11 protein-coding genes, 2 tRNA genes and 2 riboswitches are annotated in these 15,050 nt (G+C 40.9%); of the genes, 6 read left to right on the plus strand and 7 right to left on the minus strand.

The genetic code is table 11. The annotated features are described in order from the left end of the window. Positions 1-423: 423 nt before the first annotated feature. On the minus strand, positions 424-1,440 hold the full coding sequence (locus T515_RS18035; protein ID WP_036611306.1) for an alpha/beta hydrolase: 1,017 nt from the start codon (positions 1,438-1,440) through the stop codon (positions 424-426). Positions 1,441-1,462: 22 nt separating this feature from the next. Then, complete coding sequence (locus tag T515_RS11665; protein ID WP_036611309.1) at positions 1,463-1,816, minus strand: cupin domain-containing protein; 354 nt, start codon at positions 1,814-1,816, stop codon at positions 1,463-1,465. A gap of 207 nt (positions 1,817-2,023) precedes the next feature. Between T515_RS11665 and T515_RS11670 the strand changes: the two genes are divergently transcribed. Together T515_RS11670 and T515_RS11675 are read left to right on the plus strand one after the other, a co-directional pair. Continuing rightward, on the plus strand, positions 2,024-2,458 hold the full coding sequence (locus tag T515_RS11670; RefSeq protein ID WP_036611312.1) for a hypothetical protein: 435 nt from the start codon (positions 2,024-2,026) through the stop codon (positions 2,456-2,458). Between the two features lie 116 nt (positions 2,459-2,574). Next, the gene (locus T515_RS11675) at positions 2,575-3,225 is read left to right on the plus strand and encodes a histidine phosphatase family protein (RefSeq protein WP_036611315.1); all 651 of its coding nucleotides are present in this window, start codon (positions 2,575-2,577) and stop codon (positions 3,223-3,225) included. A 52-nt stretch (positions 3,226-3,277) separates the two neighbouring features. Here the strand turns inward: T515_RS11675 and T515_RS11680 are convergent, their stop codons facing one another. Next, positions 3,278-4,774: a 4Fe-4S dicluster domain-containing protein gene (locus tag T515_RS11680; protein WP_036611317.1), complete on the minus strand. Its 1,497-nt coding sequence runs from the start codon at positions 4,772-4,774 to the stop codon at positions 3,278-3,280. Between the two features lie 602 nt (positions 4,775-5,376). Between T515_RS11680 and T515_RS11685 the strand changes: the two genes are divergently transcribed. Both T515_RS11685 and T515_RS11690 read left to right on the plus strand, forming a co-directional pair. Then, positions 5,377-6,081, plus strand: a complete 705-nt coding sequence (locus tag T515_RS11685; protein ID WP_036611394.1) for a class I SAM-dependent methyltransferase — start codon at positions 5,377-5,379, stop codon at positions 6,079-6,081. A gap of 545 nt (positions 6,082-6,626) precedes the next feature. Continuing rightward, on the plus strand, positions 6,627-7,745 hold the full coding sequence (locus T515_RS11690) for a sigma-70 family RNA polymerase sigma factor (RefSeq protein ID WP_155988366.1): 1,119 nt from the start codon (positions 6,627-6,629) through the stop codon (positions 7,743-7,745). A 302-nt stretch (positions 7,746-8,047) separates the two neighbouring features. Here the strand turns inward: T515_RS11690 and T515_RS11695 are convergent, their stop codons facing one another. The 3 genes from T515_RS11695 to T515_RS11705 form a co-directional block, all read right to left on the minus strand. Next, positions 8,048-8,479 carry a CAP domain-containing protein gene (locus tag T515_RS11695; RefSeq protein ID WP_036611321.1) on the minus strand — a complete coding sequence of 144 codons (432 nt, stop codon included), beginning with the start codon at positions 8,477-8,479 and terminating at the stop codon, positions 8,048-8,050. Between the two features lie 15 nt (positions 8,480-8,494). After that, a riboswitch (cyclic di-GMP riboswitch) is annotated at positions 8,495-8,568 on the minus strand. Positions 8,569-8,736: 168 nt separating this feature from the next. Next, a riboswitch (cyclic di-GMP riboswitch) is annotated at positions 8,737-8,810 on the minus strand. A gap of 154 nt (positions 8,811-8,964) precedes the next feature. Beyond that, on the minus strand, positions 8,965-10,320 hold the full coding sequence (locus tag T515_RS11700) for an MATE family efflux transporter (protein ID WP_081832805.1): 1,356 nt from the start codon (positions 10,318-10,320) through the stop codon (positions 8,965-8,967). 159 nt (positions 10,321-10,479) lie between these two features. Beyond that, positions 10,480-10,552: transfer RNA gene (locus T515_RS11705), tRNA-Lys, on the minus strand. 227 nt (positions 10,553-10,779) lie between these two features. Here T515_RS11705 and T515_RS11710 point away from each other — a divergent pair. Beyond that, positions 10,780-10,853: transfer RNA gene (locus tag T515_RS11710), tRNA-Arg, on the plus strand. Positions 10,854-11,060: 207 nt separating this feature from the next. Here the strand turns inward: T515_RS11710 and T515_RS11715 are convergent. Then, positions 11,061-14,039, minus strand: a complete 2,979-nt coding sequence (locus tag T515_RS11715; RefSeq protein ID WP_155988367.1) for a clostripain-related cysteine peptidase — start codon at positions 14,037-14,039, stop codon at positions 11,061-11,063. A gap of 287 nt (positions 14,040-14,326) precedes the next feature. Between T515_RS11715 and T515_RS11720 the strand changes: the two genes are divergently transcribed. Continuing rightward, positions 14,327-15,049, plus strand: coding sequence for a TIGR01906 family membrane protein (locus tag T515_RS11720; protein WP_051671683.1), 723 nt, complete (start codon positions 14,327-14,329; stop codon positions 15,047-15,049). Position 15,050 lies beyond the last annotated feature (1 nt).

A 15,050-nucleotide genomic window follows, 5' to 3' on the forward strand; every position in this document is an offset into this window, starting at 1 on the left:
AAAAAACATTTACAAGTTTATACCGGAAGATGTTCATTGCAGAAATTCCTTTTTGCTTTTCAGCGTTACACTTATGGAGTACATCCCTAACTTTAAAAACTGAAATAAAATCTGAAATTGAGCAATTAATTTCTTCCTCTGTGTGCTGTCCCTGTGATAAGATATGCATATGGCGTAAGTCCTTTCTTGGTAAATGTTTTGTCGCAAATCCATTATACCTTATTTGAAAGTGACCTATGCCTTTTTTATTGTCTGAAGTATAGAGTTTTCAAGGTGCATCACACCTTTTGGGTGTGGGAAGTTTGAGTTAAGTGTCTCTAAACTCCGGCCAATTCTGTTTTAGAATTCTTTTTCTTCTATATTAATAATATAATTCGTCTATCAGAATCTGTACTGCATTTTAATTATAAAAAAATATATTTTTTACTTCTTATATAGAAGCCAGTCAACAGCACGTTCAAACCAATCGGCAACATGAATATCCGGATATCTTCCTTTATCCGGCGTCTCAACTTCCTTAGTCGCAAGACTGAGTCCATGTACACCTGAGGGATACATATGATACTCTGCTTTGATATCATGCTCTATCATGGCATTTACCAATAAGAGAGAATTCTGAACCGGTACAGAGTCATCTGTCATAGTCTGCCAGATAAAAGCCTCCGGAGTGGTTTCATGTACCTGAAGTTCTAAAGAGAACCACCTGAGAGCCCTTTCATAATCCGTATCGTCTCCATACTTATCTACGAAATCCTTCCTTTTACCAAGAAGTCTTTCGAAACTGCCTCTATGAGCGTATTCCCCAGAACTGATCACCGGGTATCCAAGTATCATTCCATCCGCTCTGAAAAGTTCACTTAACTTATTCTGATAAGCCTGCAATTCTTCTGAAGATATCATACTTTCTTTTTCTTCAGTACTGTACCGATTTCCATGATCTTCTTTTTTCAGAAAAGCTATAACATCTTCAAACAGAGCATGTCCGTTCCAGTCTACATCATCATAATGTATTCCAACGGAAGCTGCACAGTGTGCTCCGGCACTGAAACCGCACAGATATACAGGCTCCCCGGGAAATAGTCTTTTCGTTTCGGCTATTGCCCATGCAGCCTGCTTTAACGGACGTAATCCCAATATCTCACTTTCACAGTCATATCGCAATATGAGTGCTCTGAAACCATACCTGTTAAATGCTTTGACTACGGGTTCTCCTTCTCTGTCACTTAACCAGCTGTACCCTCCTCCCGGGAACACAATAATGGTGCCGGATTGTTTTCCGCCATGAAGGGCAGCATCATAATTACGTAGTATTTCTTCTTCCGAAAATCGGGCCTTGTTATATGTTTCAGAAATCACACCCGGTAAAATTCCACTATTAAGTTTATCTTCCTGCTTCTCATCATAAACCAGTTCTGCGTCAAATATTCCTTTTATCGTCATGAGACCACCTTTGGCAAGACCTTCAATCCTTTACAAAATCCTCTCTATAAGGCGCAAACACATCTATAAGCTGTCCTTCTTCAAGACATACACAGCCATGTTCTACCCCGTTTGTTTTCAGAAGAGTATCCCCTTCCGTAACGATATGCTTCTCTCCATCTATTTCAAATTCGAATTTACCGGATTTTATATATGTAATCTGGGTGTGGGGATGATGATGAAGTTTTCCCACAGCTTCTTTTTTAAAGGTATTTTCTACTACCATTACATCATCGGAATAAGCAAGCACTCTCTTTGTAACACCTTCTCCTCCGGATTCAACAGGCACATCCTTATAAAATACCCATCTTTCATTTTTGTGTTCATGATTCAACATTTCATTTCCTCCTATCATAATTCCACATTTTCTTTGCTTTGTTATTTTCTTTATTTTACATCCAGGTATACCGGTTTACAATAAATGTTTGTTTTCTCACCTGTCATGAATTTGTAACAGTGCTTATGAATTTTGATAATGTGTAAATGTAATTCTTCTGTGTTATAATTTAAATAATTATAAGCTTTTTTTACGAGAGGAAGCATTATGACATCAATAGACGAAGAGAAATCATTCCTTGAAAGCGAGCTTGAATCAATGAATATTCCGGAGTATCAGGATACCGATCAGGAAGGGGAGCACTCTGTACATGAGCCTACAAATTCAGAGCTTTTGGCAGAAATCAAAAAAAACCGTCAGCTTATAGGCTACACTCTTTTTTTCTCCATTATTACACTTTTGATCTTTTTAGGCGTAAGTTACTATCTTTATAACATAGTCATTTCCTATAAAGCTGAGATAGATGAAGCCTTTGAGACCATGAAAAAAATTGATGCCATGGTTGAACAGCTGGAAGCGGACTACGGAGGATACAGTCGAAAAATCGATGATTTTTTCAAAACAGTGGATGAATTAAAGGCAAATCTTGATAACCTTAACAGAGTTTTGGGATCATTATCAAACCTTCGACTCCCGTTCTGATACTATCAGGAACATTTGTATCACTCCATAAAATGCTGTCTGCCTGTTTTTCACATAAATCCGGCTTTATAGCAGTATTTCCGAATTTAAATTACCGGTATCGGGAGATTCATATTATGGAACTTTATATAATCCGACATGGGGAAACCATGTGGAATCGCCAGCACCGCCTTCAGGGACATACAGATATTCCTCTGAATGACGCCGGGCTGGCAGGTGCCCGTATTGCTTCAGAAGCATTAAAACATATTCATTTTGATCATGTTTTTTCAAGCCCTCTTATTCGGGCACGTAAAACTGCAGAAATAATAATCAAGCATTATAACGATCTGAACATTGAAATATCCGAAGATCTTAAAGAAATTTCTTTTGGAATAGCCGAGGGTGTGGATCTGAGCGGTGAAACGCTATATAAAGAATCGGATAAACTCTTATTATCCCATATAAAGGACTGGTTTAAGGATCCTGAAAAGGTATCTCCCATTCCCGGCGGCGAATCGGTTACAGACATAAAAAAACGCATCGGACATTTTCTTGAAACTGATATTTATCCCTATGAAGGTACCTATCAAAATGTTCTCATTACTGCCCACGGAGGTATAGTGAGAGCCCTGGAATGTGTCATCAACGATCTTTCTGATCATGATTTTTGGAACGGACCTATAGTTCCAAACTGCGGAGCTCTCGTGGTTTCTTTGGAAAACGGTGAACTCAGAATCAAAAAAGTACTTGATCTCATCAACAGTAGCAAAAAAGACGTATGGTAACTTTTGCCATACGTCTTTTTTATAGTGGCTGACCACTTTTTATTCTATTTTTTCAGCTCTCACTGTGAGGCTTTGACATCTCGCCTCTTATCATAGAGAACTTATCCATAGGATAATTCTTTAAGTTATCAAGAATCTTTCTGTCATCTGCCTGATTAAGAAGTTCCTGACGGGACTTTCTGATCTCAAGCTCTGTCTTGTGCTTTGAAGGACCGCCTACACAACCGCCTTCACATACCATTCCCTCGATGAAATCCTCAGGAAGCTTACCCATCTTGAGAAGTGAAAGTGCAGTGATACATTCCTTACCGCCTGCTGCCGCACGAAGCTGAATACCTGACGCATCCTGATTGCGCTCTCTCATAACTTCCATAACAGCATTTGCAACTCCACCTGAACTTGCAAAGCTCTTGCCCCAGATAGAGGACTCCTGATATGGATCAACTACAGGCTTGAGCTCAACGTCCTTGGATCTCATAAGTGCCTGCATCTCACCGAAGGTCATGACATAATCGGCATTGTCCTTGATTCCCATCTCATGAGCCTCAGACTTCTTTGCGATACAAGGTCCGATAAATACAGTCTTGCAGCCCGGATGGATAGCCTTTAAATATCTGGAAATAGCACACATAGGTGATACTGTCTCTGACATATTCTCGTGGAACTGCTCAGGATAATGCATTCTCAGCATATTAATAAATGCCGGACAACATGATGTAGTCATCTTCTTGCCTTCCTGACGTGCCTCATACCACTCCTCTGCCTCATAAGCTGCAGTCATATCTCCACCAAGTCCGACTTCAACCATATCAGTGAATCCAACATTTTTTAATGCTTCTCTGATGGATCCCATGGTGATATCCTTACCGAACTGACCCTCTATAGCAGGAGCACACATTGCATAAACTTCCTTACCTTCCTTGATATCCTTGATGATATCAAGAACATCCAGTTTGGATGCGATAGCTCCGAAAGGACAACTGTGTATACACTGTCCGCATCTGATGCACTTCTTATCATCAATTTTACAAATGCCGTTCTCATCGTATGTAATAGCATTTACCGGACATGGCTTACGACATGGTCTTACAAGGTGAGCAATTGCACCGTATGGACATGCATTGGCACACATTCCGCACTCCTTACATTTATTGGGATCAATATGAGCTCTCTGATCTCCCATTGTGATAGCTCCGAAACGGCAACTGTTCATACATGCCTTTCCAAGGCAAAGACGACAGTTATCTGTTACTGTATATGAAGAAAGCGGACACTCCTCACATGCAGGATCAATAACCTGAATAATGTTAGAATTAGGCTCAGTGGCATATGGGTTCGCATCAAGGTTCTCCGTAAGGCGGATACGCCATCTGAGAATTTCTCTCTCTTTGTAAACACAGCACCTCCATGTGGCATGTGGTCCCGGTGACAGAGACATAATCAACTCGTTCTCAGCCTGCTCCCCCAGTCTGTCTTCCCAAGCAGCCTTTGCTAATCCTTGAATGACGTTGTGCTTTAACTCTATAGCACCCTTATCATTTGTTACCATTCTTTTCCTCCTGTGCAATTACACACATATTTCATTAACATGAACATAAATATAGTCATCTATATTTATACCGTCCGAAAAATCAATTTAATTAATGAAATAATGAAATAATATGACTCAAACCGATCAAAGGTTCCTGACTCCCTGTTCGGCATTTGGATTATATCATCTAACACGGATTTCCACCATCCATTTGATATAAATATAGCAATCTGAACATTATTTTATTTAGTACTTTCTCTGTTTAAATAAATCAAAATTATTCTATGATTACCAATTTGCCTGAGTTATAACTATAAGTATAAAATCTTTCTTTTAAATTGCTTTAAAGAGTAACTTTCTTTAAACTGAAATATCATAATTCCATGCTGATTTATTCACACTATATTTCCGGGGTATTAAAAAATTATCCCTTATATAATGAATCAACATATTTTTAGCGAAATTTTATAAAGACATTTTAGATTGGATAGTAAAAAATGATTCTCAATACAAAATTATTGCTTTATTCCGATTCAGAATCCAATATTGAACGGTTAAAGTTTTTATCGAAAAGATTAGATATTTCATACACGACAAATAAAGCTGAATTGGATTCCTATATGACTGACGATTTACCCCCTTCCGATAATTCCGCTGATCTTTACGATAAAAAATCGCGCCTTTACCTGAAACTTGATGATGACGGTCTATCTCTGACAGATGGCAATCACTGTCTCAGGGGTGACTTTACGGATAATCTTTCAAGACTTAAACAGTCAAACCTGGAGCGGGAAATGCTGGTTAAAGCAGCAAAATTAAAGAACCTTGATCATACCCCTGTGCTTATTGATGCCACAGCCGGAATGGGTGAGGACTCTTTACTCCTGGCCGCATCGGGATTTCATGTAATGCTTTACGAATATGACCCCATAATCGCATCGTTGCTTGAAGACACACTTTTACGTGCAAAATCGGTACAAGAACTGAGCGATATTGTTTCCCGCATGGAACTTCATATCGAAAATAGTATATATGCAATGAATAATCCGGATATTTCTCCGGATATCATACTGCTGGATCCTATGTTCCCCGCCAGAACAAAAAGCTCCCTTGTAAAGAAGAAATTTCAGCTTTTGCAGCAGCTTGAGCCTCCTTGCTCCGATGCCAATGAACTTTTGATGGCTGCCATTTCGGCAAAACCGCAAAAGATAGTCATTAAACGTCCTGTCAAGGGTCCTTATCTTGCCGACATCAAACCGGATTATTCATATTCAGGCAAGGCCATACGTTATGACTGCATTCTACCGGGTACAAGAAGGTTCTGATCTTGTTTTTCTTCCTATCTTCAGCCCATACAAAAGTAAAGTACTATGGGTTGAAGATATTTACTCTTATAAAATGCCAGGATGTACAGATTCTCTGTACAGTACCCCAAGCTTTATTGTATGCATATACTTCTCTTCCGGTCAGTGCTGTATTTTATGTCAGTATCGTACAATTTTTTTATACTGTCATTTCAGCATCTGTTATATCTTTTTCCATTTATATCCTACTTGTACACTCAGCACAAATTCTCACCTCCTCCTATATCTTTTTTAAACAATGTAACGTATCTTCTTTTGCACTTATTAAAATACAATAAAAGCGATTCTCACCATGAGCGGTTTAGTCTATAATACGTGAGTTGCTCAAAAACCGACGTACAAATTAATGTGACTTATAACAAATTATGGACAAAAAAACCTTAGATCCGCTTGCATTTAAAAGCATCTTAAAAACACTTAATTCATTGAAAAAAGCTCAGAGTGGAGTTATTTCCGAACGGCAGCTGACTGATTCTTTTTTAGAATATGATGTGACCGAAGACCAGATGACAAATATCCGTGAATATCTTTCCACTCAGGATATCATCATTTCGAACAAAATACCCGGTAAAAGCCCTTCAACAGTGTCATCCTCTGTATCGCCTTCTCAGGCTACTGTTACAGCCGAAAACAGGACAGAATCTTCAGATGAATTCGAGGATTCTGACGAAAACGGTGAAATCTCAGAAGAAGACATCATCAGTGATGATGATTTTTCCGATGATGATCTTTCTGACGAGGATAAGGACGCCAGAAGCATTAATATTGATTCTTTGAAGAGTATCGAATCAATAAGCACCGATGATCCTGTACGTATTTATCTTAAGCAGATAGGAATTTATCCATTGCTTTCAAAAGAAGAGGAATATGCCCTTGCATGTCGCTCAAGAGACGGTGATTCATACGCAAAGTCACGTCTTATCGAGTCAAACCTGAGACTGGTCGTTTCTGTAGCCAAGCACTATGTGGGAAGAGGTATGAATTTCCTTGACCTTATTCAGGAAGGCAATCTGGGACTTATGCATGGCATAGATAAGTTTGATCCGGATAAGGGATTCAAGCTTTCCACTTACGTTACATGGTGGATAAAACAGTCTATCATTCGTTCCCTTGCGGATCATTCTCGTACTATCAGAGTTCCGGTACATGTTGTTGAACTTATCAATAAAACCAAGCGTATTTCCAGAGAAATGTCTTTGGAGCTTGGTCATGAGCCTTCATTAGAGGAACTTGCAGAGCGTATGAATCTCAGTTCAGAAAGAATTGCCGAGATCCTTTCCTATGACAATGGTCTCACGTCTCTGGACAGCAAGGTAGGTGATGACGAAGATTCAGAGCTTTCAAACTTTGTTAAGGATGACAAGATTATAAGTCCTGAGCAGAACGCAAATCATATTATGATGCGCGAGGAACTTGACAAAACACTGGGTATTCTTACCGATAAAGAAAAGACTGTAATTGAATACCGTTATGGTCTCATAGACGGACAGGAACGCACTCTTGAGGAGATAGGTCAGATGTATGGTCTCACACGTGAACGTATACGTCAGATCGAATCAAAGGCTATACGTAAGCTTCAGAATCCAAAATATAAGAGAATGCTCACAGGTTTCCTCGAAGACTGATACAGTCATTTAAATATCAGAATACATCCGGCTCACAGCTTTACACCCGAAAGGTTTTCCTGACGGGTGTTTTTTTATATCCTGAATATTCATATTACATTTCCAATATAACCTGACTGGTTGCCAGATATATAACCCATAATCTTATTGTAGTAGTAGGGAAAATACGCCCTACTCGATTCCACGTTGGCCTTCACTGTGCTATTGTACAAAGCACAACGCACGCGTGAAGGCCTTATTGCGAATAAAAAAAGCTTTACCCTTTTCAGAGGTAAAGCTTTATATGTCTTATATTTTAAAAATCAGATTCCGAACTCCTGTGCCCAATATGTCTTTCCATCCTTAGTTGTTGTTGATATAGCACATGTATTGTAGTTTGCGCTTAAGATGTTTGCTCTGTGTGAAGGAGAAGCCATCCATGCATCAACAACTTCATCAGCTGAATTATATCCCTTGGCAAGATTCTCGCCCCAGACATTATTTGCATCTACTGTATAGAAATCAGATCCATCCAGTCTCTGATGTGAGAACTTCTGTGTGATCTCACCAACTCTTACTGTTGATGCGCCTTCAAGAGATGCGCTGTACTTAACTTCTGAAAGTCCGTTTGCCAATCTTATCTGATTAACCTTTGCAAGTGCCTCAGCTTCTAAATTTGTCTGTGCAAAAGCTGAAACTGACATCATAACTACTAAACTTATAACTGCAACTATTGATCTAACGAGGTTCTTCATATTTTTTATCCTTTCAAGTGCAACTGGCTGACCTTTCGGCCCCTATAGCTTTGCGTCACCGGATTTCTCCGGGTTTGCTATTTAAATGAATCAGATCAAGTAGGGAAAAGCGTCCTACTCGCTTCCGCGATCGCTTTAAAGCCTTATCGCGAAAATAAAAATGGCACCGGGATCTTTTCCCGTTGCCAGTTAACCTAGAACCTTCTTTGAATTAGTCTTGATTCGAGAACTAACCTTCGGAGCATCTGCTCCATGAAGATTGCAACTGGCTGACCTTTCGGCCCCTATAGCTTTGCGTCGCCGGATTTCTCCGGGTTTGCCGAATGTGATCTAGGTTGGATCACATCCTAAAGAGAAATGAACTTCTGTGTTCTTTTTATTCTCACTTCCTCTTTACATTTTCTATTTTACCATTTATTTTTTAAATTGCAAGCGAAAAATTAAAATTCGCAAATTAAAATTCGGATTTAATTTGCGAACTGCTTTTATTTTTTAAGTATTTTCCTGTTCCACTTCTTTATGAAGTAAATCACTTCCACAACACAACAACTTACCCAGCCTACAGGATATCCCAAAGCAACAAGTGCAGGAGTATTTGATATGAAATTCGTAATTATAAACAGATATATCTGCCGTACAACCACAAAAGTCAAAAGCATGATTATCATCGGACCTTTGGAATCTCCCCTTCCTCTCAGAGCCCCTGCCAAAACATGATTTATACAGTTGAACATGAGAAAGTATACGTTGGTCCTTAAAAACAATACACCAAAGTCTATAACAGCCTGGTCTGATGTGAACAGCCTTACTGATTGGGCAGCGAAAACCCATATACATGTAGCTATGACTCCGGTAATGGAAAATATCAATGCTATGGATATGTTTGTTCCCTCATTGGCTCTTTTCATTTTCCGGGCTCCGACATTCTGGCTGACAAAGGTCGTAGAGGCCATAGCCATACTCTGCATCGGCAGCATGATAAACTGATCTATCTTGTTGTAACAGCTCCACCCTGCCATACAGCTTGAACCGAAAAAGTTTATATATGCCTGTACAAAAACATTGGAAAAAGCAGTAATGACTGACTGAACTCCTGCCGGAAGTCCGACAAGCATAATCCGTTTAAGTGTCGCTTTATCAATCTTCAAATCATGCCAAGTGAGTTTATATATTTCATCAGTGATTGTCAACAGTCTTAATGTCAAAAAAGCTGATACAAACTGGGCAATTATTGTTGCCAATGCAACCCCCATTATACCCATATTAAAAACTATAACGAATACAAGATCCAGAACGATATTCAGTAAACTTGTAAGTATAAGAAAATATAAAGGTCTGGTTGTATCTCCGACAGCACGAAGTATTCCGCTTCCTATGTTGTAAATAAGAAGTCCGGAAATACCTGCAAAATATACTCTCAGATATAGTGTTGCCTCTCCCATTACATCTTCCGGTGTTGACATGAAATTCAGCATAGGAGTGACACCGAGCACTCCGATAATTGTAAATATAACAGATATGACAAATGTGGAGGCAATGGTGGTTTCCGTTGCTATATGTAACCTGTCCATGTCCTTGGCACCGAAATAGGTTCCTATGACTACTCCGGCGCCGACAGAAAAACCATTGAAGAAAAATACAAGCATGTTTATGATCATGGTTGTTGATCCCACTGCCGCCAGAGCTTCCGTTCCGACAAAATTTCCTACCACTATAGAATCCACAGTGTTATACAGCATTTGAAAAATATTGCCAAGCATCAGTGGCAAGGCAAACATAAGGATTTGAGCTACTATATTCCCTTCTGTCATATCAAGTGTTTTTGTACCTGTTTTTAGCACTCCGTACCTCCTCAAATCCCATATATTTAAAAAATCACTAAACAAAGCTGATTTTATCGCAGATTTAACACACTAATCAATATATGTTAAAAAGCTATCAAAAAAGACCGTGCTGAGAAAGCACGGTCCGTAGAAATCGCAATTTATGACAACAAAAAATGCACCTTCAGGGACTTGAACCCTGGACAAACGGATTAAGAGTCCGCTGCTCTACCAACTGAGCTAAAGGTGCATATCGTTGCTCTCTCGCAACGCCTACTTAATATACAAACAATCATGTACTTTGTCAACATATTTTTTTATTTTTTCTGATATATTCTGTTTTCATGTATCTTATATTACTCATTTGAGTATCTTTACTCACTGTCATTCATCTTTTTATATCAATATTATTTTGATCTGTCTCTTTTCTTGAACTAAGCTTTTAATTATGCTAAGATAAAGTGCCTGAAAAAATATGTTTCTGTAGCTCAGCAGGATAGAGCGTTCGCCTCCTAAGCGAAAGGTCGTGCGTTCGAATCGCATCAGGAACATCTTTGGAGAAGCTTTTATAGCTTCTCTTTTTTAGTGCCATAAAAGTTTAGTTGTTAGAGAGCAATTATCTCTGATATCAGCACTTATTTTTTGTCATAAGCTAACACGCATACGTTGAATCTGTACAAACGTGGCGCCTAAAGAGAAAATCGAGCAGGGATTAACCCCACTCGATTATTAAAGAAGCATTACTATTCGTTTATAGGTTATTCCTCAGTAATCTCGCATTCGTAGAAGCTATCGCTTCCTGCAGCGGTTTCTCCGGTATTTTCCTTAATAACAATCCTGGATGTATCCCAGGGCCGGAATTCCAATTTCTCACACCGGTTCCCGGAAAGATCTTCTATGTACATCTGCCAGACGGGGAATGGAATCATCGGTTCCGCTTCCCTGAGACCTGTTTCATTATCTGTGATGGACAACGCCCATACAGACATGCTTGCGTTGTAGATAACAGGATCCATATAGTCCAACGTCTCGCCTGGCAATATCAGTTTAGTAAGCATGTCATCGCCTCCGATCCAAAGACCATCATACAGTTCTTTCGTCTTTTCCGATATGTCCGTATCCGACTCGGCCATATACATGTGTGCGATCACTTCATGCCCATGGTTTTCGATTTTGAAATTCCATAACGGCATATTCCAAATGAAGGTCAGTGCATCCGAATCATCGCCTTCCATGCCGCCGCTGATTACCTGCCAATACCCCGCTATATCCTTAACATAATCGCCTTCTGCCTCGTAGGTCACTGACGGTTCAAAGTCTTCTTTTTCCTCATTCCATGTAATGGTGATCTCCTCGGCCACCCAGGGATTGAACACGAATTCTTCCCGGTTCGTCCTTCCGTCTGCATCAACGATCTTCATGGACCATGCAGAGCAGTCCCAGTTAATGTGATGGTCGATGTCAGCGTATGCAGCGCTCATTCCGGCAGGGATTGGCTCATAGAGAATGTCAGCGTACCTGTCTTCCTGGTAGTCAGCATGTTTAAAGTAGATGCTTCGGATATCATGCGGGCTGTCATTTCGTATCTTGAATCCATAGCTGATACCGAAACCGTAGGGCAGGCCAACTGCCTTCGGATCGTTTCCCGGGGCGGCAGTTTTTACCCATGCGTCCGTTTCTGACGTTATTCCCAGAAGGTCTCCGGTTTCTTTCTTTTTATGTTCTACCCACGGGGTACTTATATAGTTATTATAAATATCCCTTAGTACAAGGGATATCCTGGCAGAATGATTTCCCGTATATCCTGTCGTTAAAAGCAATCCGTTCTCTCCGATGGATTCCACGCCATCCAAAAGTTCCGTGCCGAGGTAGCTGTAGTTGTAATCATAACAATCCACGGGGAACCGGAGCTCGTCTCCCTCCTTGAACTGCGAATATGCTTTCGGAGGAATCCTGATACCATCAATTTCTCCCAGAACATCCTCAATAAAATAGCCCAGTACGGTCTTCTCCCTGGTGGCTGTGTCTTCCTTCACAGCAATTTGGATCTTTTCCTTTCCGTTCAAAACAGCCGGGATATAATGGACCGCATTGACCAGCCCGTCATCACGCTCCTCAAAATACTGGAAAAAGCTGGGAACCACAGTATTCCCGATGCAGAACCATAGTGTGTCATATACGAGGCAATCGGCTTTTTCCTGGTAGAGATCCTGATGGGCATTTGTCCCCATATATAACAGCTTCTCTCCATCATCCAGCAGGAGCCGCTCTTCGCGGTACCAGATGTTTTTCCACTCTACCTTTTCAGGAAGATCTACCCAGTAAAAGCAGTCGAAGACATCCGTGGCATCCTGCGTTATTATAGCCTCATGGGAGTCAATGCTGGCTTCCGGATAGTACTGCTTCACTATGTCGTTCCTGTACCAAGGGCAGGACGCATATTGCGAGACTATAGGAATATCGTCAGACGAAGCAGCTTTGCCCGGCGCCTGTACTGTGATACCTGCCATATCCTGATATGGTACAGGGTTTTCTACATCCGCAATGGACAGCACCGAACAGAATGAATTGAAGAAATCAAAATAACTCCCCGGATACCCGATCTCGGAAATGGTTTGCATCATTGTTGAATACAGGGGGAGGTTTCGGTAGGGATAATACATGGCCAGGCCGTTAGTCCCTTCAAGGTTTGTTTCGAAGCAGACGATACAATCATTGAGTGTTTTAGCAAGGCCGGAGGTGTCTTCCGGGTCTACCTGACTCAGGTAATTGCCGACATCGATCTGTTCGTACTGTCCGAAGCCTAATTCTGTGCTGCGGACACGGGCGGATGCGAAGGTGCTGTATTCTCCCTTTTGAATCCTGACCTCGGAATCTGCGAAATACTCAGAAAGTTTTTCCATGAAGCCCCGGATTCTGTCCAGTTTTATCATTGCCAGGGTGTAGGTGTCATATTTGTTCTTTTCGCTTTGGGCCAAGAAGTCCCGGGTGATTATTTTTCCCAGTTCTTCCATGGAGAGTCCCGGGTTCTTTTCAAGATTACTCAGCCACTTTGTATAGTCCCAGCCGGTGCCGGGTTCCGTCTCTTCCGATGCAATCATATAATCAGCAAACTCGGAAAGCATGCAGCAGGTCTCGACAGTGGACATAAGGCAGGCATCAAATCCAATAAACGCATAATGACCGCCGGCCTCCTGAAAGGCTGTCCGGATTCCCGGAAGTGTCAGCATGCTCTCCGGGTACAGCTCGTCATACCCGAAGCCCAGGGCGCTTCCACCGCCGTGGTTCCACAGGATCACAGCCATCCTGTCCGAGGGATAATGCTTATTACCCCACTTCAGAAAATCGGATAGAGTATCCGGATCGGACATGCGGACACTGTCCAGTTCTTCCATCAGGGTAAGACCGCTTCCGTCCAGTTCCCAGCGCTGGAGCTTCTCACCGGAGATTCCATGGCTCATCCATGCGTTGGAGCCACCAGTCTCCAGAATAACATGAACGTTCTTGCCGGGCGCCGCCTGTATCATTTCATTGATGTCTTCGGAGGCACATCCATTCATTGACTCAAGGTCTGATCCGATCATGTAGACCATGATGGTCACAGAATCTCCGCTGCCGGAACTTCCGCCTTTGGTTCCTCCGGATTCGCTTCCGCCTGATGATACTCCCCCACATGCACCGATGCTGAGTACCATTGCTGCCAATACCGCTATAATGCCTGCCTTAGTTATCTTCACAGTCTTCACCTGTCCCTTTTTGCCGGATTTATGCCGCGCTCTCTTAGGTGTTTTTTAGATTTTACCGGTTTTCGTCTTTTTTTCGTTTCTTTTTATGTTTATTGTACCATAGGCACACAGGGTATACGGGTTAAATTGTGATGAGAAAATCCTTGTTTTAAAACAAGGAGAAATCAAACAGGAATTTTGCCGGGTCCGTAAAATGAGTGTTATGAACACTCGTTTTTTTGTACCATTCATGATAAACTATTCCTCAATCAAATTTTTCCCATAGGATCGTACTAATTATGAAAGCTATACATCATTCATTTCTCAGTATCATTTTTTCGCTAATGTTTATTTTCATACTTTTTGTCACAAGCTTTGAGGCAGTCTGCTACTGGACGCCGGATTTTTACCGGAAAGAATTCATAAAATATGATGTTACAGGATCCCTTAACTCATGGATGGGAGAAACCATAACCATCGATGATATGTGTTATGTTATAGACCAGACTATGGTGTATCTTCGCGGCGATCGAGAAAACCTGATCATAGATACAAATATAAATGGCAAACAGACTCAGTTTTACAACGATAACGAAAAATCTCATATGGCAGATGTCCGAGACCTCTTTGTAAAATGCATTTTTTTGAGATCCATCTTTATCCTTTCCTGTCTTGCCATAGCCGGATATCTTGTGGTAATAACCGGAGCAAAAAAAACTGTCTGTGAACTTGCAAAAGGTTACATTCATGTGTGTATGCTGATTCTTCTCGCGGTATTTCTCATTGGTATTCTTGCCGCCTCTGACTTCACAAAGTACTTCACCATTTTCCATGAGATTTTTTTCAGCCAGGGCAACTGGATGTTTGATCCGAGAGAAAGCAGAATGATCAATATGCTTCCGGAAGGTTTCTTTTCTGACTGCGCCCTTAATATAGTGATGACCTTTATAGGAGCAGTTACAGCTCTTCTCATTTCTGCTTCTGTATATTTAATTGCAGCCAAAAAACATTTTTCTAAATAAT

The sequence above is a fragment of the Oribacterium sp. P6A1 genome, assembly GCF_000702885.1.
Lineage (GTDB): Bacteria > Bacillota > Clostridia > Lachnospirales > Lachnospiraceae > Oribacterium.